Here is a 23,336-nt window from a genome sequence, read left to right as displayed (position 1 = left end):
AGGGGGTTCCATTGAAGAAGAGGTTTACGAGGCATGCTGTCACGCTTGGTGCAGCGGGAATGCTCGGAATTGCAACGATGGCGGTGACTTCGCCGGCGAGTTCACTAACGGCCGCCCAAGCTGCACCGAAGGTGACGGTTCCTGGCGGCCTTGCACCGGCTATCGCCGCTAAGTCCACACCGACAGGCACGACCGCTACCTCGACGCAGATGCGCGTATCGTTCATCCTGAAGGGTCGTAATATTGCGGCGCTTCAGAGTCAAGTGGATGCGGGGTGGACCGGGCCGTATTTGACCACGAAGGAGTTTGCCCAGGAGTACGGTCAGACTCGACAATATGTCAACCAACTCATTGACTATCTCAATTCGTTTGGCATCAAAACCCAGTGCATGAACGATATGCTCGATGTGACCTCGCAGGGCACCGCAGCGCAATATCAGAACGCGCTCTCGGTGCTCTTTAACAACTATTCGGTGCCAACGTCTGGGACGGCTTCTGTGGGAGGATCGACAGGGGCTACTGGACAGACGCAGCAGGTATTTGCGAGCTCGACGAACCCACAGTTGCCAGCAAGCCTCGCCGCAAATATCGAGGCGGTGTTGGGGTTGACTAACTACGCACCCTATGCGTCGCTTTCCGTTCCAGCAAAGCCAGAGGCGGTCCCAGGATCGACGATGGCTGCAGGAGGCACCATTCCGACCGGCACAGCTCCGATATCGCAGTTGCCCCAGGCGTTCGAGTCTGATTATCACCTGAGTAAAGTGTTGACTGCAGGCAATCAAGGCCAGGGGCAGACGATGGGGATCGTCACGCTCGCAAGTGTCGACCCAGCGGTCCCTGCCTACTTCTGGCAGAATGTCGCTGGTCTCTCGTCGACAGCGGCGTCCCAGAGTCGGATAACCCTTGTCAATGTCGACGGTGGTTCCGGCGCGGTGAGCCTCAATAATGGCTCTGATGAGACCACGATTGATGTGGAGCAGTCGGGTGCCATTGCGCCCCAGGCCAACATCGTCGTCTATCAGGCTCCAAACACTGACTACGGCTTTGTCGATGCCTTCTACGAGGGTGCAAGCCAGAATGTCGCCGGTTCACTCTCGGCGAGTTGGGGCGAGTCCGAGACGGCGATCCAGTACGCGGTTGCTGCTGCACAGGAGTCCCCAGGGTACGCTGCCGCCTTCAATCAGGCGTTCTTGGAGTCAGCAGCCCAAGGCCAGTCTGACTTTGTCGCCTCCGGAGACCAGGGTGCCTATGACCCAACTGGCGACATCGGCACCTATAACCTCGGTGTCGATAGTCCTGAGGACTCGCCATACGTCACCTCTGTGGGTGGGACCACGCTTCCCGGTAGCCAGGTCTATCCCATCACCAAAACCAGCAAAACTGGTACCGTGACCACGACGGGTTATGAAGAGGTCAATATCCCCAAGCAGCTGACGTGGGGATGGGACTATCTGTGGCCGATGTATCAGGCTCTTGGTGCAAAGAACGAGACCGCTGCCGCTGGTGAGCTGATCGTTGGATCGGGAGGGGGCTATAGTACCTTCTTTGGGAGTCCTTCGTATCAAGATGGAACCGGTGCTGACACGTACTCTGACTACGAGTTCATCAACCCGACATCCTATGAGGCGATTGCTCCGACAAATCTGGTACTTCCAACGAGCTTTACGCTCAACCCGGCACCGACGCTCAGCACCGGAAACATCAATGCTGGATTCCGTGCTACCCCTGACGTGGCCTTCAACGCAGATCCACAGACTGGGTACATCACCTATGATCCTCAGTTCCAGGCGGTTTATGGGTCCGCCTATGAGGACTTCGGTGGGACGAGTTTCATCGGACCTCAGCTCAACGCGGTTACCGCTGATTACGAGAGTGCATTGGGACACCGAATTGGATTCTGGAACCCGAATATCTATCGGTTCGCAGAGTCGACCAATTCGCCCTTCCATCCGTTGGACTCCAACACGGTCTATGGTTCGAGCTACTACTCAGGTATGTATCATGGGAAGACCCTTAATATCAGTGGCGAGTTCACCAACACTAACGACTACTACACGGGCACACCAGGGGCGATCTATAACCCTGGGTCAGGGCTTGGGTATGCGAACTTGTTGAAGCTATTGAGTGATTTTGCAACAGCTACTGGTGGTTCTGGGGCCTAGGCCTAGTTGCCAGCAACAGCATGTGAGATGAGCTGCGCGGGGTTTCCCCGTGCAGCTCTCTCTCGTTTTGAGAGGGTTGTGACCATTTGGTGCAGGGGAGTGGCGGAGGGAGTAGGATTCGAACCCACGAGGCTTTTGGCCCAAAGCATTTCAAGTGCTTCGCATTCGTCCGCTCTGCCATCCCTCCGCGTGCAAAAACATACTAGAGCCTCGGCACGGGAGGCAGGGCATCTGGGTCAGTGAGAGGGTGTCGCTTCGATCTGTCCGAGGAGTTCGCTGATCAGCGGGTCAGGGGTTGGCTGGAGTTCCGCACGAGCATGCCGATCGGCGAAGGTGGGATACGATCCCAAAAACTTGACATGACCCAAGTAGCGATTGAGATCACTGATCACCTCTTGGACGGCCTGATCGGCGATATGGCCCTCAAAGTCGATCGCGAAGCAGTAGATGCCGATCCCAGTTTTGGTCGGACGAGACTCTAGTTTGGTGAGGTTGATGCCCCGTGAGGCAATCTCCGCCAGAATGGAGAGGAGGGAGCCTGGGCGATCCTCAACTTGAAAGCAGACGATACTGGTCTTGTCGTGTCCGGTTGGCTGCGGGATCGTGTCGTTGTTGAGGAGAAGAAAACGCGTGGAGTTGGCAGCATGGTCGTCGATGTCGGCGATGAGCACATCGAGACCGTAGAGCTCAGCGGCACGTCTCGGCCCGATCGCGGCGATCGACTTCGTCTTGGTGTCGGCGACAATGCGCACCGCTTCAGCGGTTGAATCTGTGTGGTGGAGCTCGGTTTTCGGCAGCTGATCCCGGAGGAAACGACCCACCTGTGCGAGGGCATGGGCGTACGAATAGACGGCCCCAATCTCCTCAAGTTTGGCACCTTTGGCGGCGATGAGCTGCTGGCGTACCGGGAGGATGAACTCCGCATAGATGTGGAGTCGAAAGCGAAAAATCAGGGCATCCAGGGTTGGGGTTACGGTCCCTTCGATCGAGTTCTCGATCGGCACAAAGCCGTAGTCGCAGTCTCCAGCGGCGACGTCGGAGAGGACGTCCTCGATGGTCGGGCGCGGGAGCCCATCGTAACTGCGTGTTCCCATGAATTCGATCAATGCCTCCTCGGTGAAGGTCCCTACTGGACCGAGGTAGGCGATACGCACTGGGTGAGGTTCGTCCATAGGAGGAGACTAGCCGGAGTCACCTTGCCCGGTAGGCTCAAAGGGTGCAGGAAAATCCGAACGATGGGCTCCGACGGGGTGACTATGGCTGGTACGATGCCGGGCGCCGGGCAAGGATTGGGATCCCCGAGGCGATCTTTGCCACGGGTAAGAGTGATGCGGCCCTTGTCGAGATGGTTGAATTTGCTCTCGAGGGGGAGGGCCCCGTACTCGTTACTCGATTCGACCCCAGCCGCTTCCCGCTTGTCGCTGATCGTGCTGATTGGCTTGCTTTCCCACCGATTGACGAGGGAAGCCCCTACCTCACCTTGGTCGCTCGTCCATTGCGTTTGGGCCAAGAGGCGAGGGTTGCCATTCTTGCGGCGGGATCCTCTGATCGGGTGATGGCACTTGAGGCACAGGCGGTCCTCACCGCGCTAGGGGTCAAGTCACGATTGATTCTCGATTGTGGGGTGAGTGCGATCGAGCGGACGATGGTGGCCCTTGATGAGGCCTCTGACGCAGAGGTTTTTATTGTGCTTGCCGGATTCGAGGGCGCGCTCGCCACCGTGGTTGCTGCATCGGTTGCCCAGCCAGTGATCGGAGTGCCAACCTCGGTCGGTTATGGAGTCGCGCGCGGAGGAGAGACCGCCATGGCCTCGATGCTCGCGTCTTGTGCGCAGGGTCTCATGGTGATGGGGATCGATAACGGTTTTGGTGCCGCATGTGCGGCCCTTCGCATCTTGGGAACCGGGCCGCGCTAACGTGCGTACGCTCGTGATCAACCCGGCCCACGGCGTGGCAGGTGACATGTTGATGGCTGCATTGGCTAGCGCGACGCAATCTTTCGAAGCGTTGGAGGCACTCTTCGCGCCACTGAATGCAATCAATTGGTGTTCCCTCGACTTCCAGGCCGTCGATCGATCCTCACTGCGTGCAACCCACTGTTTGGTCAACATTCAAGAGGGTGCACCCAAGCTCTCGCTTGCTGAGTTGCAGTCCTGGGTGAAGAGGCTTCTTGATGAGACGACAGGTATCCACATCGCCCGCAAAGCACTCGACCTGTTGGCGGCGGCGGAGGGGGAGGTCCATGGGTCCTCGGTGCACCTCCACGAGTTGGCATCGGTCGACACATTAGTTGATTTGGTGGGAACCGCGTACCTCTGCGCTCGGGCTGGTATTGACATCGTCTCGATTATGCCAATTGGCGTTCATTTTGGGTCGCTTGCAATGGCGCATGGTCAACTACCCCTCCCAGGGCCAGCTGTGCTGTCGCTGCTTGCTGCAGCAAACTTGCGGGTGGTGGCCGCACCAGGCGAGGAGAGCGTGACGCCTACCGGTGCCGCCCTACTGGCTGCGCTGGCTGCGCTCTTTCCTCATGGATCTGGCGACGGCGTGATCACTGGCGTGGGTTATGGGGCAGGTACACGGGATACTCCAGGGCTAGCAAACGTGTGTCAGGTGGTTCTTGTTGACGATCTGATCGATGACGCTGCTCTTGTGGAGACCGTGGGGGTAGTGGAGACCTACCTCGATGATGTGAGCGGTGAACTGTTGGGCAATTGCATCCAGGAGATGTTGGAGGCTGGTGCGCTCGATGCTTACATGACACCAGCAACTGGCAAGAAATCACGTCCCGGGGTGTTGCTTACCGTGCTTGTGAAACCAACTGAGATGGATGTGATGGTCATCCGCGTGCAACGGTTGCTCGGTACTTCAGGGGTTCGATTTCGTCTTCAACAGCGGCGTCGTCTTGTCCCCTCCTTTCAGGAGGTGGAGGTCGAGGGCCACAGGGTGATGGTCAAGGTCACCGCAGCTGGCGCGAAGCCAGAGTTCGAAGACCTGCGCCGGGTGGCGCAGGTGCTCAACATGTCTCTTGGCGAACTGCGCGACAGGGTAATGGGTACCTACCGGTCGATCGGTGTCAGTAATGCGGAACGAGCGTAAGAGCGGGACTGAATATAAGGAGAAGCGAGGAGGAGTGATGAGGTTTCGTCAGTTAGGGATGTCGGGTCTTCGGGTGTCAGAGGTTGGTCTTGGTTGTAACAACTTCGGCGGTCGACTTGAGTTTGAGCCATCAAAGGAGGTGATCGTTGCCGCCTTCGAGGCCGGCATCACCCTCTTTGACACCGCCGATATCTATGGTGGGAACGGTGCTTCAGAGGAGATCATGGGAGAGGTGATCAAACCCTTTCGACATGAGATCGTTCTTGCCACCAAGTTCGGCATGGATATGGGTGATCGAGATGTCGCGCGTGGATCTCGGCGCTATCTGATGAGGGCGCTCGAGGCCTCTCTTCGCCGCCTGCAGACCGACCACATCGATCTCTATCAGCTGCACCAGCCTGATCCGCTGACGCCGATCGAGGAGACGCTTGCAGCGCTCACCGACGCGATCCATCAGGGCAAGATCCGTTATGTTGGATCCTCAAACTTCGCTGGTTGGCAACTTGTTGAAGCCGAGCTGATAGCACGAACGTTAGGAACGCAGCGATTCATCTCTGCACAGAACCACTACTCGATAGTGGAACGAACGATCGAGATGGAGCTGGTGCCGGCGGCCAGGAAGTATGGTGTGGGCATCCTGCCGTTCTATCCATTGGCCTCAGGTTTGTTGACGGGGAAGTTTCAGCGAGGGGTGGCGCCGGTCTCTGGTACACGACTCGCCTCGCGCCCTCAGCAGCTCGAAAATGCTGCCTGGGATCTGATTGAGAAGCTCGATCACTATGCGCGGGACCATGGGATGGAGCTCTTGGATCTTGCCTTTGCATACTTGCTCGGCGAGTCGCAGGTGAGTTCCGTGATTGCCGGGGCCACCTCAAGGGCACAGGTGGAACGCAACGTCGCCACCAAGGCCCATACGCTCACGGCCGATGAGTTGAGCGAAGTACGGTCGCTCTGTGCCGCAGGAGACACATCGTCAGCTTAAGTGGGACCGAGCGCAATGGTCATCATCTGTCTGTAGCCATGGACAGGCAAGGCCGGACGAAGAACCAGTTGCTCAAGCCAAGGGGCCGTTGGTGACCCCTTGGCTCAGGCGCGGAGGAGGTGGGATTCGAACCCACGGTGAGTTGCCCCACACGCGACTTCCAATCGCGCCGATTCGGCCGCTCTCGCACCCCTCCGGGTCTCAGAACCGTTCGGTTCTGAGCGTGCTACACTAGCTTATAGTTTCTTTGGACCGTGTCCATCACGGAGGTCGGGCCCCACGTGGCGGGACCTCGTGAACCGGGTCAGGGTCGGAAGGCAGCAGCCCTCAGCAAGGTATCTCGGGTACCGTGGGTCGCCTGACCTCCGTGATGGACACGGTCCTAGGACCACAGGCGTTTTGGGGGAGCCGCCGACATTAGGATGGCGTCGTGTCCGCGAACTATCAGTCCCTGTATCGGCGGTTTCGACCCCAGCGCTTCTCGGAGGTGCTTGGCCAGGATCACGTCACGAGGGCGCTGCGAGCGGCTGTCGCCTCGGACTCAGTCGGCCACGCCTACCTGTTCTCAGGTCCACGAGGTACGGGAAAGACCTCGACCGCTCGGATCCTTGCCAAGGCGTTAAACTGCGAAAATTTGGTTGACGGTGAGCCATGCCTTACCTGTGCGTCGTGTGTCTCGATTGCCTCGGGAGCCTCTGGGGAGGTTGAAGAGCTTGATGCCGCCTCGAACTCTGGTGTCGATGCGATGCGATGGTTGATTGGAACCGTCGCTACGGCTGGGACAGGTCGGTGGAAGGTCTACATCATCGATGAGGTTCACATGCTCTCCACTGCCGCGTCAAACGCGCTGTTAAAGACGCTCGAGGAGCCGCCACCACACGTTATCTTTATTCTGGCGACGACAAACCCGCAAAAGGTACTCCAAACGGTCGTCTCGCGGACTCAGCATTTCGAGTTTCACCTATTGGATCTGTCAGCGGTGGGCGAAGTTGTCGATGACATTGCGAACCGTACCGGGGTCGAGCTCAATACGGCGACTCGAGAGTGGGTTCTTCGACGGGGAAGAGGATCGGCTCGAGATACCCTCTCCGTCCTTGAACAGGTCCTGGCGCTTGGACAAGTCATTCCGGAGGTTGACGCATCCATCGAGCTGGCAGTAACGAGCTTGCTGGAACTCGATGCCAGTGCGACCGTGCTGGCGGTGGAGGGACTTTTGCAGTCGGGCAACGATCCTCTCTGGGTCGTCGCCGAGCTCTTAGTTCGTCTCAAGGAGCAGTTTCTTGCAGCCCTCCGCGGTGAGGGAGGGGAGTACCCGCTCGCTCGTATAACGAAGGCAATGGAGACCTTAGGCCGTTTGAGTATCGGTGTTCGCGATGCTCTGGATCCGGGGGTGGTTCTTGAGGCAGTCCTTGTACAGTTGGTAGCGGATTCGGCTAGCGGCGCTGATCTCGAACAGCGGGTCCGACGACTTGAGGAGTCGCTCGGTTCAGGTGTCCCCATGCGGCCATCGCGTGAGCCTTCCACCAGCGATACCAGGCCTCAAGGCACGGAGGCGGGGCGACAGCCTCCTCGCGAAGACGTCGGCCCCTCAAGGTCTCAAAGTGGTGACCTTGCACGTCTTCGTGGTGCGATTGGCCGACCTTCGAATCGGCCTGGTCCGCCAGCGTCGGTCGGTTCGGGAGCTGGCCAGCCTCCAACAACAGAGCCTCCAACGAAAGAGCCACAGACCCTTAGCTCGCAGACGCCAGATTCACTGCTCCCTCGCCGCGAAGGGGACACTAGCCACGAGAGACGACTAGCGCCTGAGGCTGGGTCTAAGGAGACTGGGACTCCAGCTGTGGCCCCGGATGACGTCGTCGCCGAAACGAGTGACTCGGTAACCCTTGGTGACTCGTCGGAGGAACATCGAGACGGGACCCACGTAGGGGGAATAGAGGCAGACTCCACGGAAACGACGCGGGCAGCACCATCAATGGCGACGATCCAAGAGGTCACAACCCCACTGACTGATGAGTCGGAGCTCGCAACGCGGAACGACAAGGGGAGTGATGAGGGGCACCTGGAACCGACTGCCTTGCAGGGGCCCGGTGGCGCGCTTGATCTAGCGGCCACAGATCAGTTGCGCACGTTGATCCAGGCTGAGTGGCTTGAGCGTTATCTTCCCGCGCTGCAACAGCGCAATATCCGCACGTGGATCCGTGATACTCGACTGACGGTTTTGGGCGCGGGGGAGATAGGCATCGTCCTCGATCATGAGACTCGACGGAAGAAGCTTGAGCCCTACCTCAACGAGATCATCGCTTCGTTACGCCAACTCTACGGAGAGGTACTGAACTTTCGACTCGTGCTAGAGAGCGAGACAGACGCAGGGACAGTCAATCGCTCTGATGGAGTGACGGGCTCACCTGAGGAGCTGATGTCCGAGGTCGATGAGGAGGAGTTCGCCGCCTCGGTACCGACGCAGCGTTTTAGCGATGATGCGATCGTTGCGAATGTCACCGAGGTCTTTCCAGGAGCACGATTGATTCAAGGGGAGCTCTAAGCGATGTATCCTGCCTCCTTGGCCAAGCTCATGGATGAGCTCTCCCGGTTGCCCGGCATCGGCCCCAAGTCGGCGCAGCGAATCGCGCTCTTCATGGTGAAGCGAGGACCACAAGATGCGCAGCGTCTTGCGGATGCACTGACGGACGCAGTGATGAATACCAAGCGCTGTCGAGAGTGCTTCGCACTCAGTGAAGATGAGCTCTGTGGTGTCTGTGCGAATCCGGGGCGTGATCGGACGGTGATCTGTGTGGTAGAGGAACCCAGAGATGTGCTCGCTTTCGAGCGTGGCCTGTCCTTTCGCGGGTTGTATCATGTGCTTGGCGGCGTGATCAGTCCGATGGATGGCGTGGGACCTGAACAGTTACACCTCAGTGAGCTGCTCAACCGCTTGCGTGATACCTCCGTCAAGGAGGTCATTTTGGCCACCTCCTCGACGATCGAAGGAGAGGCGACGGCAACTTATATTGCCAAGCTTATCAGCCCGGCCGGGGTTGGCGTTTCCAGGCTGGCGACAGGGGTGCCGGTTGGAGGCGATCTCGACTACGTCGATGAGGTGACCCTGTCACGAGCGCTCGATGGACGTTATCGCCTGTAGTTAGTGCTGTTGCTCCTGCACGATCTCAATCAACGTCCCGTTTGCGCTTTGGGGGTGCACGAAGGCGACCAGCGTTCCTCGGGAACCAGGACGGGGAACGTGGTCGATGAGTTCAAAACCCTCCGCCTTGAGTTCTTGGATGGCCGTAGCGCAGTCGGGGACTCGTAGGCCGATATGGTGGAGCCCCTCACCACGTCGTTCGAGGAATCGGGCAACACTTGAGGATTGGTCGTAAGGCGAGACGAGCTGGATATAGGAGTCAGCCACTTGTAGCAGCACCTCGTCGATGCCGTCGGATTCGACGCGTTCGTGGTGCACTACACGGCCGCCGAGGGCAACGTAGTGTTGGATGGCTGTCTCGAGGTCGGTAACGGCGATGGCTACATGGTCGATCTCGGTTGTATTCATGTATTCTCCACTGTCTTGGCGCGAGCAAATCGCTGAAAGAGGGTGATCTTGTCCTCACCGACACGGCCGCGTAGGGCCTGGTCGGTGACGCCGAGTCCATCGGCAGGGCTCAGGCAGCGAATACCTACCTTGCCCTCGTGAAGGTTCGCGCGAACGACATTAACGGCTTCACCTACATGGTCAAGGTCAAAGGTTGCAGAAAGCACTGGCTGGACCCTACCTTTCGCGATGAGCTTATTGGCCTCGTACGCCTCACGATAGTTGGCGAAATGGCTGGCCTTGATGGACTTGAGCTTCATCCAGAGGTGGCGATTGTCGTATTCGATGCGATAGCCAGTGGTGGCGGCGCAGGTCATGATCAACCCACCGCGCTTGGCGACGTAGACTGAGGCCCCCATCGTCTCACGCCCAGGATGCTCAAAGACGATATCGGGATCCTCTCCGACGAGGGCGCGAATATCGCCGCCAAAACGTCGCCACTCGCTCTCGTCTTGGGTGTTCTCATCCTTCCAGAAGCGATACCCGTTGGCTGAGCGATCGATAATGTATTCACAGCCCATCTCACGCAGTAGGGCTGCCTTTCCGGGGGATGAGACGACTCCCACGGGGATGCCGCCACCGTTGAGCACGTACTGTACGGCATAACTCCCGATTCCACCGGTGGCACCCCAGATGAGCACCACTTGACCCTGGGTCATGTGTGCTCCATTTTTGGAGACGATCATACGATAGGAAGTGGAGTTACACAACGGGTTAACCGCCGCCTCCTCCCAGCTCAAATGGGCAGGTTTTGGCATGAGCTGATTGGCTTTGACGATGGCAAAATCGGCAAGTCCACCAAAGTTCGTCTCAAAGCCCCAGATGCGCTGCTCTGCAGCCATCATCGAGTCATCGTGAGACGATGGATCTTGGTCATCGACGTAGTTGCAGTGGATCGTCACTCGATCGCCTATGTTCCAATTGCGCACTGCGGAGCCGACTCGAACGATGATGCCTGAGGCGTCGGAGCCAATCACGTGATAGTCAAGGTCATGGCGACGGTTCCAGAGGTTGTGCGAACGCCCCATTCGTTTCAGGAAGTCAAAGGTTGGCACCGGTTCAAAGAGTGAGGACCAGACGGTGTTGTAGTTGATTGATGAGGCCATCACGGCGATTACCGCCTCATCGGGCGCGAGTTCAGGCATCGGGACCTCGTCGACGTGCAAGGAGCGTGAGGGATCTTTGTCTGCCGAAGCAACCCCTTCAAACATCGAGATCTCATCCTTGCGGAGAAAGGCGGCTCGATAGTGGTCAGGGAGGGACAGCTGAGCCAGCTCCTCTCCACTCGCGTCGGCGAGGATGGCATCGATGAGTTCCGTTGTCATCCTCGTATGCTACCAGCAAAGGGGAGGATTCTTGATGCATGATGAGTCTCTCATATACTGGAAGTACGAAGAAAGGACGCACGATGGCAAATTCTGTAATCGTCTCAGGAGCACGAACCCCTATCGGGAAGCTCTCAGGCGCACTTGGATCGTTGACAGCAATGCAGCTCGGATCGATCGCGATCAAGGGTGCACTCACTCGAGCTGGCCTGGCACCGGAGATGGTTGAGTATGTCTTTATGGGGCATGTGCTCCAGGCTGGGCAGGGTCAAATCACTGCACGACAGGCTGCGGTTGGTGCTGGTATACCGATGACGGTGCCCGCTACGACCGTGAACAAAGTGTGTCTCTCTGGTCTCAATAGCCTACACCTAGCGGATCTCATGATTAGGGCTGGGGAGGCTGACATTGTGGTGGCCGGTGGCATGGAGTCCATGACCCAGTCCCCCTACTTCCTCCCCGGGGCGCGGGGCGGTTTTCGCATGGGTGATGTTCAGCTCATCGACTCGATGCTCTACGACGGGCTCTTTTGTGCGTTCGACAAGATGGCCATGGGCCTCGCAACCGAGCATTATCTGCAGGTCACCCCGATTCCTCGAGAGCGACAGGATCGCTTCTCGATGCTGTCCCATGAACGCGCGGCCAAGGCGATCAAGGACGGAAGAATGGCCAAGGAGATCGTTCCTGTGGCAGTTCCCCAACGCAAGGGTGATGATCTGATCGTTGAGACCGATGAGGGCGTCCGCCCAGAGACGACGATGGAGTCACTTGGCAAACTGCGGCCTGCCTTTAGCAAAGACGGAGCCATCACAGCGGGCAATGCCTCTCAGATCAGCGACGGTGCCGCAGCGCTGATCGTGATGTCACCGGCGAAGGCGAAGGAGTTGGGTTTGACGCCACTCGCTGAAATCGTTGGTTATGGTCAGGTCGCTGGTCCCGATACGTCGCTGTTGCACCAGCCATCTAATGCGATTAACGATGCGCTGCGACGTGCCAGGATGAGTGTCGGAGATATCGATCTTTTTGAGATCAACGAAGCTTTTGCTGCGGTAGCGGTCGCCTCCATGGATCATCTGGGGATTAGTGAAGATGTCGTCAACGTCAACGGAGGCGCGATTGCAATGGGACATCCGATCGGGGCATCTGGCGCCCGTCTTGCCCTGACGCTGATCACAGAGCTCGCCGAACGGGGTGGAGGCGTCGGGGCTGCTGCTCTCTGTGGGGGCGGAGGGCAAGGGGATGCACTGCTGGTTAGGACAGTACTGTCAAGTTAGCATATTCCGTGCGTCGTTGCTTAAGTGATTCTTACTTTGACAGAGGGGTGTGTCGCGATCTGGTGCCGAAGTTGGACTAGGGTACTGACGGTGAGAAGCCTATTGCGTGGAGTGCGGGTTTGAGCAACCGTCCGTAGTCCGTTTGTGCCATTTCTTCTGCACTCGCTAGGCCGTTCGCTACCTTGTCGAGGTAACCTCCATCGAGAATGGCGGACTCCATGATGGATGCGAGAGTAGGAATATCAACTTCAAACCAAAGGCTATTGCGAAAGAGTTCTACATCGGTAAGATGCACATCTACCAATTCACCAGGGCATAAATAAGAGTTCTCTGGATTCAAGAAGTCGAGTTGGCCACCCCAAGAAGGCGCTATAACTATCATTCCAAACGAGAGTGCTTCTAGAAATGGTAAGCCAAAACCTTCACCATGGCTAGGTAAGACAAAGATGTCGTGTTCGAGGTATAATTTGTTCATTGCTTGTCTACTAAGAGTATTCGTAATTATGGTTAGCGATGACAGGCAGTTCAGATCCAGATCAGGTAGTGTTGCCGCCCATCTAAAGAATTGGTTACTTGTGATGTTACCACTCAGTTTGATCGTTAACGTTGCATCTCTGTGACGGCTCCATAGTTGTGAATATGCCATCAAGAGGGCTACAGGATTCTTGCGTTGTTCGAAATTGAAGACAGATAAAAACCGCTTGCGTCGCATGTTTGTGGTCCGAAATTCTGTGATCCTCTCAGGGGAGACACTTGCTGGTGCACTACATGGAATGATATAAAGCTTTTCTTCAGGGATACCCTCTGATAGGAACTGTTGGTGGTCAAATTTTGACATACACCATATTTGATCGAATGTGCCGGCATAGCCTATAAATTTTGCATTTGGTTTGACTACCTCGACTGTCGTCCTCAGAACACGAGCACCTCTGATGTTGTATGTGGAGAACGGTAGATGATTCAATGGCATGAAGAAGACTGATACGTCGCTGTCTCTTGGCATGGGAGCTATCGGAATACTGCTGGCGCTAAGTTTCCCGTGTAACGACAACTCATGGGATAACGTTCGGAGATCTTGGTCGAAGCCAGTTGTTGGAGAATTGTTAGAGGCAACGTGTATCAGAGGATTATCGTTTTGTTTGGCGGGTGTGATCCGATTGAACGTTAACATATATATATAAAGCGGATTGAGTGTAGGAGTAGATGTGGTGATTGCGGCAAGTCGTATTCCTGAAATGGGGTTTGTCTTGAGCGAATTAATAAATGCGCCGGCATAATCCTGGTGTGTTTGGTTCTCAGTGATTATAATGATGTTGCAGGGGAGTTCTGCATTTGCGATCAACATCCTGATTACTTCCTGATTTAGTAGGGGGCGCTGATCTCCCAATTCTACTATAACGCATTGATAGTTATCCAGATCGCTTACCGCAACCGTATGAATTTGGTTCACTTCATGGCATTTCAGTCCCGCACTACGGAGTGCTTTCAGAGTAGATTGTGAGCCATGATATTGTATGTGCTGACTCTCTAAAGCCGCGCTTGTTAATAATTCACGGATCGACGATGGATCTAATTGTGGGCGCAAGTAGTTTTCAACGTCTGAGGTAGTGTAACCAAGCTGCTCTTCGAGGTATTGGCGATGCAGGGAGTTAGTCCAGATGTCCGGCATCTCCTTTGCTAAAGATGACATCTGACACAGAAGGTTGCTTTGCTCCGCTGAATTCGAGGAAGTCGCAATTACTAATTCAGCACTATGTACGTCCTTCAGGGTGATCAAGCTACTTAGGAGCGAATAGGTGTTACTTGAGTTGCTTGGCGGTATCCCGGCCAATTCTAATGCCAGGGTAAAGATATCCTGCGATCCAGCTGTGATGTTCGAGAGGGCCTTCATGCCAGCCAGTGCAACGCTATCCCAAGTCATCTGTTTAGCTGTACGGATAGCTTGATTACTTAATTCCTGTAGCTTCTGTCTCTCTTCTATAAGCTCGGATAGGTGGTGGGCGATGCTTTCAATGTCAGGTCGTAAATGGTATTGTGGTCCACCGCTAAAGCCAGTTGAATTCAGGGGAGCACTAGTTAATTCAAGTGTTGAGTCTATAGGGATGCTATTGCTAATGTCGCAGAAGTCATCTGTTGATCCGCCAGCGGTTACAATCGGTACGGTTCCACGCGACATCGCCTCAAGTACGGGCATGCCAAAACCTTCCGCGAAGTATGGGTGAAGTAGGACGTCAGCACTGTCATAGAGTGATGTCATCTCTGCCTCGTTGAGATAAGTTGTGATTACGGTGGAACGGGCTGCTACACGGGGGTAGTGTTTTAACAGGTCGGTCGTTCGGTCTTGACCACGATAGTATGTATCATGGCCGATTGATTTGATTGTAAGTGTGCACTGCTGTAATTGGGTATCAGGTAGAAGATTTAAGGCCGAAAATGCCAGGTCTATTCCTTTACGAGCGATTGGTCCACCCACAAACAGGATGTGGAGTTGGCTTGAACTGTCGAATGTGCGCTCGGTTGTATTGACCTGTGAACTGGGTATACCGTTGGGAATGATGAAGATTTTGGAAGGATGTGCACCTGCGGTTACCCACGATTGTTTTGACCATCGTGATGGAACCCATATGGCGTCGACCGTTTCTAGCGCGACTTTATACTCATAGGGAACGGAGCCGATTTCCCAGGGTTGTACTACAATCAGTGGCGTGCTTTTGGAGCGATTGGTGAAGTTGGGTGGAAAGGTTTGGCGAATGATGATGGATGGTTCTGACATGGAGGTTGCAAATGGTTCCAGAGACAGGGTTGGGAGTGTGGCATCTAACTGGTTCTGGTCTTGGTCGAAAGATCTGACTTGAACTTCAACCCCTTTGCGCCGGAGAGCATCTGCTAGGTAAAGGTTAACTCTGCCATAGCTTCCCCTCGGGTCGGTTTGGCCTTCAATTATGATGGAATTGTGCATTGAATATGTCCTTGGAATTGGGGATGGTCTGTTTGTGGGTTGTTGTTAGAGGGTGTTGGGGATATTGTGTTGGTGGCTTCATAATGGTGGGGTCTGCTATGACCAGGTTCTGGTGGCTATTGTCATTGGTTGTGGGCCGGCCGTAACTGGTCGTGATGTTGTGGATTATCGTCAGCCTGGCACCATTACTTGTTGCGATATTAATATTTGACGTCGATGCATGGCACATTCGTTTCTTGACACGAGTATTTTGTGGGCCAAGGTTGTGAAGGTGGAGTCCCACTGGGTCGGAAGGTGAGTTCACGTGCCGATTGATTCCAAGCAGTTTAAGAGTTGTAATCCGACAGTTGTGAATGAAAAGTGTCGAGTTGCCTCAAGGGCGGCGGCTCTCTTCTCTTGGTGTGAGGAATCAACTAAAGCGGAAGTCATGGTTTCTGCAAGGGCCGTTGCGGTCGTTTCTTCCCATTGTTGACCAGCATATATCGGTGCAGCATCCAGTAGTCGTCCATCAACTGGAACTAAGCGTCCAGTGGTTGGGATTGGATAACCGTTCCATGTGTGGAGGAAAGTTGTTCCACCACCGTAGTCTATTGCACTTACCAGTTTACCGCAAGCCATCGCTTCCATGGTTGGCATTCCCCATCCAGTGGCGCGGTCAGTCGATACATAGAGGTCGAGGCTCCAGTAGAAGTCACGTAGTTGGTCGTTCGTTGTCGGTCCGATCTCGATGCTAATGCGAGGTAGATGGTTCAGCTGTGTTTTCCCGAATCTACGTACTAGGAATTCTTTTATGTTACTTAGTAGTGTTATTCCGCCTGACCCTACGTGTGTCGTCGACTTTAGGGTTAGAAGGGTATCGTCGCGATCCGTGAAGGCTATTGTATATGCTTCTAGTAGCAGTTCTACTCCCTTGCGATGGGAGAGGCCGAAGAGATAGCCAATGTTATGATACGATTTCCTGGTTCGGTGGTTCGGATAGAATTGGCTGTGATCTATTGCATAAGGCACTACGTAGGTGTTCTCCTTGGAATATGCTGCGTAAGTAAACGTCTGCTGATTGAATTGGCTAGGAACTATGACAGCGTCAAATTCGTTTAGTGCTGGCAACCAAGTGGGCGGAAGTGAGTGTGTTTCGAAGATTGTTACCTTTACTGTTTTAGTGACTGCACAACCCAGATGTCTAAGGATGTTTAGCATAGGGTTTAGGATTTCCCTGGCTTCGTTTGGAGTGAGATTTATTACAAGTATAACGTGTTGTTCTGCCACCTTCACTGGGGCTGAATACAGCGACAGCCTTTCGCTCTCCAGTTCGCTAATATATTTTTGCTGATCCTCTCCTATATTGACTACATAGATGTTCTGCGCATGGAGTGCCATCGCTCCGATGTAGTTGCGAGTGACAGCGCCATATCCAGTAGTTGACAGGTACGGTCCTACCCAGACTACAGCATGGGATGTCATTTTGTAGTTCCGAAGTATTCGTCGATGCTGTCAGGGATCCATTTCGTGCACGCGGTTATACGGCCTTCGATTAGGTCTGGTCTGATGTTGAAAGAGTTGATGTGAACGTCGACAAAGATTGGACGTAGGCCGTTGTGAAGGACTACGTTTGCTGTTGCTACAAATATCGTTCCTGGAAAAATGATTGCGTCTCCGTCTTCCCAGCCATCGTGTTGCTTCAAGGCGGCGAGGGCGATGTATAGCGCCGAACTTCTGCTATTCATGAATATTCCGAACCGTTTCCCGTGAGCTTGGGCAATTCTCTCTTCAAGGTCTTCCGATAGGGCTCCACATGTTATCTGGCCTGTTGTTAAGGCATTGTCAAGGTAATGTGGTTTTCGTTCGGAAGGTGTGTAGTCGCCGACTGGGACGTAATAGGAATTGGAATGTTGCACACTTGATGTGGCGGTCATGGTGGCGGTTTTCATTTCCTGCTCCTGTCTGGGCTGGGGGTGGTAGCGCAGCTGTCATCGGCATCGGCCCGTTTCGCAAAGTCTTTAACTCGAGTCTCCTATCGCGCTCCTCTAGCAAAGTTTCGCCAAGGGCAAATGTACACGATCTGGTCGGTTATCGATAGGGTCCAGTGTAGAGACGCCAGTTCAGTGGGTGATTACCTGGGTTCTGGTTCGTTAGCTCGGTGGTCTCAGGAACAGAGCATGTTCGGAAGGAGGTGAAGTATTCCTCAAGCCCTTGCGGAGCAGATTGTTCTTATATCTCTGGAGTAACGATTCGCGCAACTCTGGACCAGGAGTTCGCGTAACTCTGGACCACCAAGGGGAAGCTGCCGAAACTCTAGTGTCCCTAGCCGGAAATTCCCTCAATAAGGAATTTTCAACCCTTACGCCTGGTTATCCCAGTTGGTATCTACTCTGGGAGGGGATTGGTTATGGGAAAGCAAGAAGAGCAATCAACAGACGAGGATCGTGGAAGGAACGTCGGTGGACGCCCGATCCTCTATCACGTGACGCTCTCTGCGGAGGAACGAGAGCGCTTAGAAGCCCTTGTTCGTCAAACAACGGCCCCGCAGGCTCAGGTACGTCGTGCCAAGATCGCTTTGTACGCAGCTGAGGGGATGGGGACCACCGAGATTGCCAGAAAACTCTCCCTATCAGCTCAAACAGTAGATAAGTGGAGAAGGCGGTTCTCATTGTTTGGGGTAAAGACACTCTCGGATGCACCAAGATCTGGGACTCCAAGAACCCATGGAGATGACAAGATCGCAGAGATTATCAAACTCACTACCACGACTGATCCACCCGACTCATCAACCCATTGGTCAACCAACACCATGGCAGCTCTCGCTGGCGTATCCCCCTCTACGGCTGCGGTGGATCTGGCGAACCTTTGGGCTCAAACCTCACATGGTCGAGAGCTTTACCATCTCCAATGACCCTGAGTTCACCGAGAAGGTCAGAGACGTTGCTGGTATCTATCTCAACCCACCTGAGGCGCACGATCGAACTCTCGCGTCGACGAGAAGACCCAGGTGCAAGCTCTGAACCGTACCCAGCCCATGCTCCCCATGGTGCCAGGGGTTCCTCTGCGTCGTACGACCGAGTACAAGCGCAATGGTATTAGTAATCTCTACGCTGCCCTTGATGTCGCCTCGGGCAAGGTTATCACCAAGATGAGGAACGCCCACAGGGCAGTTGAATTCATTTCAGTTCTTAGAGCTTATCGACCGACAAGTATCCAAGGAGCTGGGAGTTCACGTTGTCTTAGACAACTACGCAGCCCATAAGACCGAGTCGGTGAGAACCTGGCTCCTAGCCCATCCCCGTTTCGAGTTCCACTTCACACCAACGTACTCGTCCTGGATGAACCAGGTAGAGAGATGGTTCTCAGCGTTAACCACCAAGTACCTCCAGCGCAGCGTCACCGAACTTAACAGAGGAATTACCAAGTGGACCAAAGCCTGGAACGAGAACCCCAAGCCCTTCATCTCGACCAAGAGCGCCGACGAGATCTTCGCTTCTATGCAGAAATACCTGGAGCCTATTGTTTCTCCGCAAACTTCTGAGGAGGGACACTAGGACGATGGAAGTCGTTGTCGAGTACCAACGGAAAGATCCGGATGCGTTCGATCCAAGCTGCTACGAAAGCAAATGGTTCGAGTGAGGACAGATGCTGTTCCATGTGAACGTGGGTGCAGATCACGTCAGAGCCTGCCACCTCGGCCGCCTGACATACTCGTTCGGGTTACGTAGTGCGAAGCCGGTAGGCAAAGAAGAATGGTTTCGCAGCTGAACGTAGCTGCTTGCTATCATGATAGCAAGCAGCTAGACTGAGAAGCCATGGCCGAAGCACTCGCCGCATTGTTTGTTCGTATTCCTGTCACCCAGGCGCGCCAACTCGACGCGAGAGCGCATGCCCTTGGACGTACAAAACAGGATCTTGTCTCTGGTCTGCTGGCTGAATCTCTAGAGGGCGAGCCACTAGGCCAAGGATATGTCGAGCGCTCTTTGGAGATCCCCATTGAGGAGGTTTTAACGCTTGATGAGTTGGCCCACTTCTTAAAACTCGACCCAGAGGCTATTATGGCACGGGTCAACGCCGGGGAACTGCCCGGTCGGTGCTTTGGCGACAAGTGGCGCTTCTCCCAACACGCTGTGCTCTCCTGGCTTGGCGGTTCCGATAGTCATCAAGGTTTGTCTGCGGGCTTTCGACCATCCGCCCAACGCCACTCCAAGGACGATCGCCCCTCGCAATAGCGCTACCCAAGACCTTGGGGTACCGAGCCATTACACCGTTATCGACTGCGGCCCAGACCGCTTGTCCGAGGAGATAGCTCGCTAGCTCGGTGAGGAAACTCTTTGGTACCACCGAAATCCTTGGTCAACACGTTCTTACTGCAAGCGTCTTAGAAGGTAAGTAGTGCGCACGTTCTACCGTCACTCAGGCCAAGCCTGGTCTACCCGATCCCGATTGGGCCCGTCCCACAATAGACGCATCCGTTTAGTCGATGCCGGTTCAAGCGACGGACGCTACACTCTGTTCTCCTTTCTCGTTTCTCTATCTTTGCCTTGGAATGCGTCACGCTATATCGACAAACAGTCGCACTGGACAGTGCGAAACGGACGCTATAGGCTGGTACCGCCGTTCCAGAACTGCTTGTTCCGGAGAGCTGACGACGCTGAACCGGGATCTCCCTTGAGGCAAAGCTGTTGAGCTTTATCGCCTCCATACGATTCGTGGCAACTCTTCGGGACCAGCGTCGATCAACTCGATTAGTTCAGCCTCAGCGACCGGAACTCCACCCCAGGCATCGACCCCAACGTTGATCATCCGTTCACGCTGACGCCACTTTTCATGCACATGTCCGTGGATGAGCCATTGGCCCCGATCGATAGGCCGAAATTCGACAAAACGCTCCGTCTCCCGACTGTCCCCATAGTAGGGGAAGTGCGATACCGTCACCGTACGGTCACCGAGTTGGATTTCCTCTTCACTTCCCAGGAGTACGAAACCTGCCGCACTATACTCAGCACGCCATTGGTCGACTTGACTTTTTTTCTTGGTGCGTAACCCCTCCCAGCACCGATCATGATTCCCGGGCACCAGCAACTTCGTCCCATGGAAGAGCCCAATAAGTTTAAGCATCTCAGAGATGGCACCCATCGCGACATCGCCAAGCACATAGACCTCATCTTCGGGGTCTACCCGATCATTCCAACGCTCAATCAGATCGATGTTCATATCATCGATGTTTCCGTAGGGACGATGGGTATGGTGGAGAATATTCTCATGTCCGAGATGCAAGTCCGAGGTCCACCATCGCTGTGTCATATCTTTGAGCGTAGCGCAGGCGTGATCGCACGGCACAGGCCGTGAAGACCTACGGGCACAAGTTGTCGTGTATAGGAGGCGTCGGCCAGCCAGAACGCGCAGACGACCGTGGGGACCAACCACATTGCATCGATAGCGGTCTGCAATCGACAGCGACGTGCAACTGGCCAGCGAGCTCTCCTATCCAATGGCGGCCTGCGTGTGTCCTCGCCAAGCCTTCGGCACACAGTCGTTGCCAAGCTCAGTAGCAACACCGATGCCCCTGGAGCTAAGCTGTGTTTACAGGACACACCTGTTGGAGATCATAAACCCGACCAGACATGGATTCTCAGCTGCCTCACGAACGGGCTACCCCTCAGTGGCCTCATCGATCAACGATAGATCCCGGCCGACATCTCTACGGGTTCGTACGGGGATCGAGGAAGCTTATCTTGGTTTCAAGCGATCGTCGCTGCAGCATCTCACGCACACTCCTTTCACAACAAGCCCCAGACACATGCACGATATTGTACCGACATCACCAATTTGGTGTTGGACTCAACCAAACCGTCACTGCTGGGATAAGATCGCCTCGATCTCCGCGAGTGGATCGCGCACCTTGGGCCCAAGTGCCTCGATACGAGCCCGATGGATGATGCCTGGGAATGGGAAGGGAGCCGCGTAGCCCTGCCCTACCGATGGTCCCCACTCATAGCCACAGGTGAGTCCTGCACCCACCCCGTTCCATCCCGCTGGCGGCACTCGTTCAACATGCAAGGACGCGCCGGCAGCATCGTCGAGTTGCAACAGTGCGTCTCCACCGTCTCGTTCGTCTTTGGTGAAGGCAAAGAGAACGGAGTGCGATCCAGCGGTGACCCGAGAGGTGCTCTTCACCGTGGTGATGGACTTCCCATACAGATTGAGGCTGTAGTGGACAAAGCCGTCGAGAAGATAGAGCGACCAACCTCCTAGTGCCGAACCCTGCGCCAACAAAACACCCGCAGGGGGGTCTCCTGGTTCCAAGGTGAAGTCGACAAGCAGACGATGCGACCGATACTTGAGATCGATCGCCACTGCCTCCGGGACCTGCGAAGCTCCCTGAAAATAGCGCATCATATCCACCGGTCCACGCTGGTCGGGTTTAGGGTGCACCAGAGCCCAGAGCACGCGATTGTCGAGTGGGAGCACCTGGTTCTGCTCGGCCTCCCGCCACCATCGTTCCTTCATCGATTCGAGCAGTTCAGGGTATTCGTTTGCCAGGTCTCGTGTCTCGGTGAGGTCGTGGGCTACATCGTAGAGTTCCCACTGGTCTTCATCAAAATCGTCGTTGGGGTTCTTGTCATCATAGAGCGGGGCGATCGGATGGAAGGTGACAGCCTTCCATCCCTCGTGGTAGAGGGCGCGAGAACCAAACATCTCGTAATACTGTGTCGTTCGGATCGCTGAGGCGCTGGCCGTGTGCGGAGCGAGGATCGAAGCAAAACTGGCCGAATCGACAGAGGTCTGCGGTACATAGTCGAGATGACTGGGTTCATCAACCCCTAGCAACTGCAGAATCGTCCCCCGCACGTCGATGGCGTGGGCATACTGGTGACGGATCTCTCCGGTCGCTAACGAACCCGCCGACCAAGCAACAATACAGGGGTCAGCGACTCCGCCCTCGTGTACCTCGCGTTTCCATCGTCGAAACGGGGTGTTGCCAGCCATTGTCCAACCCCAGGGGTAGTTATTGTGACTGGTTGGTCCCCCAATCTCATCGATCCTCGCGTACATCTCGCTCGTCGTCGCAGGGTCAAGATTAGCTAGGCGCACATCGTTGATGGATCCCTCCGGACCTCCTTCAGCGCTCGCACCATTATCAGAGACAAGAACGATGATCGTATTGGCGAGTTCTCCTAGATCGTCAAGAAAGTCCACCAGCCGTCCGATCTGCTCGTCAGTGTCAGAGAGAAAGCTCGCAAACTTTTCCATGAATCGCGCTGCCAACGCAGACTCCTCCTGGTTGAGATCGTCAAAGGGACGAACCCAGTCGGGTCGCGGTGAGAGGACAGTCGCCTCAGGCAACAACCCCATGGCAACCTGCCGATGGAACGTTTGCTCACGCCACCGATCCCAACCGGCATCGAAGGCCCCACGATACCGATGCGCCCATCGTTCCGGTGGCTGATGCGGTGAGTGACAGGCGCCTGGGCAGAAGTACAGGAAGAAGGGACGATCGACTTCGACCGCCCGTAGGTCAGCGATGAACTCAATCGCGTGGTCGGTGAGGTCCTCGGTGAGATGATACCCCTCAACATACGGACGTGGGGGGCGGATGGAGTGATTGTCATGGTAGAGAGCAGGGGAGAACTGGCTCGTCTCGCCTCCATGAAACCCATACCAGCGATCAAAACCACGTCCGAGAGGCCAAGACGACCTCGAGGCCGCCATGTGCGTCTCATCGTCGGGTGTCAGGTGCCACTTGCCGACCGCATAGGTGGCGAACCCAACGTTGCGCAGGACCTCCGAGAGAAAGCCGTTCTCTTTTGGCGGTTTTCCATAATATCCAGGAAAACCGATGGCCAGATCGGCTACTCTGCCCATCCCACTGCGATGATGATTGCGACCGGTAAGCAGACAGGCTCGGGTAGGCGAACAGAGTGAGGTCGTATGGAAGTTGGCAAGGCGGACACCCTTGTCAGCTAG

At 55.3% G+C, this 23,336-nt stretch carries 16 protein-coding genes, 2 tRNA genes, 1 other RNA gene and 1 pseudogene; 10 read left to right on the top strand and 10 right to left on the bottom strand.

The window, feature by feature from the left end; genetic code table 11:
* Nucleotides 1-11: 11 nt before the first annotated feature.
* A complete protein-coding gene (locus tag M7439_RS00350; RefSeq protein ID WP_298342031.1) occupies nt 12-2,162 on the top strand; it encodes a protease pro-enzyme activation domain-containing protein in 2,151 nt (716 codons plus the stop codon).
* Nucleotides 2,163-2,262: 100 nt separating this feature from the next.
* On the opposite strand, the gene M7439_RS00345 is transcribed toward M7439_RS00350, so the two are convergent.
* Together M7439_RS00345 and pheA are read right to left on the bottom strand one after the other, a co-directional pair.
* Nucleotides 2,263-2,349 (bottom strand) — tRNA-Ser (locus M7439_RS00345).
* A 49-nt stretch (nt 2,350-2,398) separates the two neighbouring features.
* The gene (gene pheA, locus M7439_RS00340; RefSeq protein WP_298342026.1) at nt 2,399-3,334 is read right to left on the bottom strand and encodes a prephenate dehydratase; all 936 of its coding nucleotides are present in this window, start codon (nt 3,332-3,334) and stop codon (nt 2,399-2,401) included.
* Between the two features lie 44 nt (nt 3,335-3,378).
* Here pheA and larB point away from each other — a divergent pair, with 44 nt between their 5' ends.
* From larB to M7439_RS00325, 3 genes are read left to right on the top strand one after another with little or no spacing between them, the layout of a single operon-like run.
* Nucleotides 3,379-4,077 carry a nickel pincer cofactor biosynthesis protein LarB gene (gene larB, locus M7439_RS00335; RefSeq protein ID WP_298342023.1) on the top strand — a complete coding sequence of 233 codons (699 nt, stop codon included), beginning with the start codon at nt 3,379-3,381 and terminating at the stop codon, nt 4,075-4,077.
* A 1-nt stretch (nt 4,078) separates the two neighbouring features.
* Nucleotides 4,079-5,260, top strand: coding sequence for a LarC family nickel insertion protein (locus tag M7439_RS00330; RefSeq protein WP_298342020.1), 1,182 nt, complete (start codon nt 4,079-4,081; stop codon nt 5,258-5,260).
* A gap of 37 nt (nt 5,261-5,297) precedes the next feature.
* Entirely contained in the window at nt 5,298-6,242 is a 945-nt protein-coding gene (locus M7439_RS00325) for an aldo/keto reductase (protein WP_298342017.1), read from the top strand.
* A 111-nt stretch (nt 6,243-6,353) separates the two neighbouring features.
* Here M7439_RS00325 and M7439_RS00320 read toward each other — a convergent pair.
* Nucleotides 6,354-6,438, bottom strand: a tRNA-Ser gene (locus tag M7439_RS00320).
* A 72-nt stretch (nt 6,439-6,510) separates the two neighbouring features.
* Here M7439_RS00320 and ffs point away from each other — a divergent pair.
* From ffs to recR, 3 genes are all read left to right on the top strand, one after another.
* An RNA gene (gene ffs / locus M7439_RS00315) (signal recognition particle sRNA small type) lies at nt 6,511-6,609 on the top strand.
* Between the two features lie 63 nt (nt 6,610-6,672).
* Nucleotides 6,673-8,784: a DNA polymerase III subunit gamma/tau gene (dnaX, locus tag M7439_RS00310; protein ID WP_298443088.1), complete on the top strand. Its 2,112-nt coding sequence runs from the start codon at nt 6,673-6,675 to the stop codon at nt 8,782-8,784.
* A gap of 3 nt (nt 8,785-8,787) precedes the next feature.
* Nucleotides 8,788-9,381, top strand: coding sequence for a recombination mediator RecR (gene recR, locus M7439_RS00305; protein ID WP_298443085.1), 594 nt, complete (start codon nt 8,788-8,790; stop codon nt 9,379-9,381).
* Here the strand turns inward: recR and mce are convergent, their stop codons facing one another.
* Both mce and ccrA read right to left on the bottom strand, forming a co-directional pair.
* Nucleotides 9,382-9,789: a methylmalonyl-CoA epimerase gene (mce, locus tag M7439_RS00300; RefSeq protein WP_298443083.1), complete on the bottom strand. Its 408-nt coding sequence runs from the start codon at nt 9,787-9,789 to the stop codon at nt 9,382-9,384. It abuts the gene before it with no gap.
* Nucleotides 9,786-11,153, bottom strand: coding sequence for a crotonyl-CoA carboxylase/reductase (ccrA, locus tag M7439_RS00295; RefSeq protein WP_298443080.1), 1,368 nt, complete (start codon nt 11,151-11,153; stop codon nt 9,786-9,788). Before ccrA ends, mce begins: the two co-directional genes overlap by 4 nt.
* Before the next feature lie 83 nt (nt 11,154-11,236).
* On the opposite strand from ccrA, the gene M7439_RS00290 reads away from it, so the two are divergent.
* A complete protein-coding gene (locus M7439_RS00290) occupies nt 11,237-12,427 on the top strand; it encodes an acetyl-CoA C-acetyltransferase (protein WP_298443076.1) in 1,191 nt (396 codons plus the stop codon).
* A gap of 76 nt (nt 12,428-12,503) precedes the next feature.
* On the opposite strand, the gene M7439_RS00285 is transcribed toward M7439_RS00290, so the two are convergent.
* The 3 genes from M7439_RS00285 to M7439_RS00275 all read right to left on the bottom strand — a co-directional run bounded on the left by M7439_RS00285 (nt 12,504) and on the right by M7439_RS00275 (nt 17,314).
* Nucleotides 12,504-15,386 carry a glycosyltransferase gene (locus M7439_RS00285; RefSeq protein ID WP_298443073.1) on the bottom strand — a complete coding sequence of 961 codons (2,883 nt, stop codon included), beginning with the start codon at nt 15,384-15,386 and terminating at the stop codon, nt 12,504-12,506.
* A gap of 300 nt (nt 15,387-15,686) precedes the next feature.
* Nucleotides 15,687-16,763: a glycosyltransferase family 4 protein gene (locus tag M7439_RS00280; protein WP_298443070.1), complete on the bottom strand. Its 1,077-nt coding sequence runs from the start codon at nt 16,761-16,763 to the stop codon at nt 15,687-15,689.
* An 80-nt stretch (nt 16,764-16,843) separates the two neighbouring features.
* Nucleotides 16,844-17,314: a DegT/DnrJ/EryC1/StrS family aminotransferase gene (locus M7439_RS00275; protein ID WP_298443067.1), complete on the bottom strand. Its 471-nt coding sequence runs from the start codon at nt 17,312-17,314 to the stop codon at nt 16,844-16,846.
* Nucleotides 17,315-17,772: 458 nt separating this feature from the next.
* Between M7439_RS00275 and M7439_RS00270 the strand changes: the two are divergent.
* Both M7439_RS00270 and M7439_RS00265 read left to right on the top strand, forming a co-directional pair.
* A pseudogene (locus M7439_RS00270) lies at nt 17,773-18,919 on the top strand (IS630 family transposase).
* Between the two features lie 261 nt (nt 18,920-19,180).
* Entirely contained in the window at nt 19,181-19,597 is a 417-nt protein-coding gene (locus M7439_RS00265) for a helix-turn-helix domain-containing protein (protein ID WP_298343799.1), read from the top strand.
* A gap of 460 nt (nt 19,598-20,057) precedes the next feature.
* On the opposite strand, the gene M7439_RS00260 is transcribed toward M7439_RS00265, so the two are convergent.
* The gene (locus tag M7439_RS00260) at nt 20,058-20,672 is read right to left on the bottom strand and encodes a metallophosphoesterase family protein (RefSeq protein WP_298343802.1); all 615 of its coding nucleotides are present in this window, start codon (nt 20,670-20,672) and stop codon (nt 20,058-20,060) included.
* Nucleotides 20,673-21,221: 549 nt separating this feature from the next.
* Nucleotides 21,222-23,336: arylsulfatase (locus M7439_RS00255; RefSeq protein ID WP_308464333.1), on the bottom strand; the 2,115-nt coding region annotated here is incomplete at its 5' end.

It is taken from the genome of Ferrimicrobium sp. (assembly GCF_027319265.1).
Classification (GTDB): Bacteria; Actinomycetota; Acidimicrobiia; order Acidimicrobiales; family Acidimicrobiaceae; genus Ferrimicrobium.
The sequence above is the reverse complement of the archived record's forward strand: the minus strand, read 5'-3'. Positions and strand labels throughout refer to the sequence as shown.